The 799-nt window shown below is 72.1% G+C and carries 1 protein-coding gene; it reads right to left on the reverse strand.

The annotated features are described in order from the left end of the window. A partial coding sequence (locus Psi01_RS42985; protein ID WP_204069972.1) for a serine hydrolase domain-containing protein occupies positions 1–761 on the reverse strand: 761 nt, incomplete at its 3' end. Between the last annotated feature and the right edge of the window lie 38 nt (positions 762–799).

Genomic DNA, 799 nt, shown 5'->3' on the forward strand with positions numbered 1-799 from the left:
GGCAGGGTGTCGATGTGCCGTCCGGTCGCCTGCCGCACCCATTGGCGCGGGACGAGCTGGTGGTCGCCCCAGCGGCCCTCGTCCAGCAGCAGCCGGCCGAAGGCGGCCACGGCCTCGGTGGTCAGATGCAGGCCGTGAAAGCCGAAGACGGCGCCGCCGGCCACCCGGTCCCATTCGGCGTGCGCGATGCCCATCGGCGTGAACAGCCGCTCCTGCAGCCACTGGGGCAGGCCGCGGCCGGTGACCCGCTCCACCATCCGGGCCAGGATGAAGGTGGTGGGGTTGTCATAGGCGTGCCGGGTGCCCTCGGGCGCGGTGAAGGGCACCCGCAGGAAGCCCTTGACCAGGTCATCCGGTTCCAGCTGCCAGGCCTGGGTGAGGCTGTCGGTGCGGTGGCCGGTGGTCATGGACAGCAGGTGGTGCACGCTCAGCCGGCGGCCCTGGGCGCAGATGTCGGCCGGCACGTGCTCGGGCAGCACCTGTGCGATCCGGTCCTGCAGGGTCAGCAGGCCGTCGGCGATCGCCAGGCCGACGGCGAGGGCGGTGAAGGACTTGGTCAGGGAGTACAGCAGGTGCGGGCGCTCAGCCGAGTACGGTGCCCACCAGCCCTCGGCGACGATGTGGCCGTGGCGCACGATCATGAGGGAGTGGCACTCGACGGCGTGGGCGTCGAGCCGGTCCAGCAGCGCGGTGATCGCGCGGGACGAGATCCCTGCGGCGGCCGGGGTGGAGCGCGGCAGCAGGGGACGCGGGGAGGGCATGCGGGCACCCTAGTGAGCGTTAACAGACCCGGACAATC

It is taken from the genome of Paraplanobispora siamensis, assembly GCF_016863175.1.
GTDB lineage: Bacteria > Actinomycetota > Actinomycetes > Streptosporangiales > Streptosporangiaceae > Planobispora > Planobispora siamensis.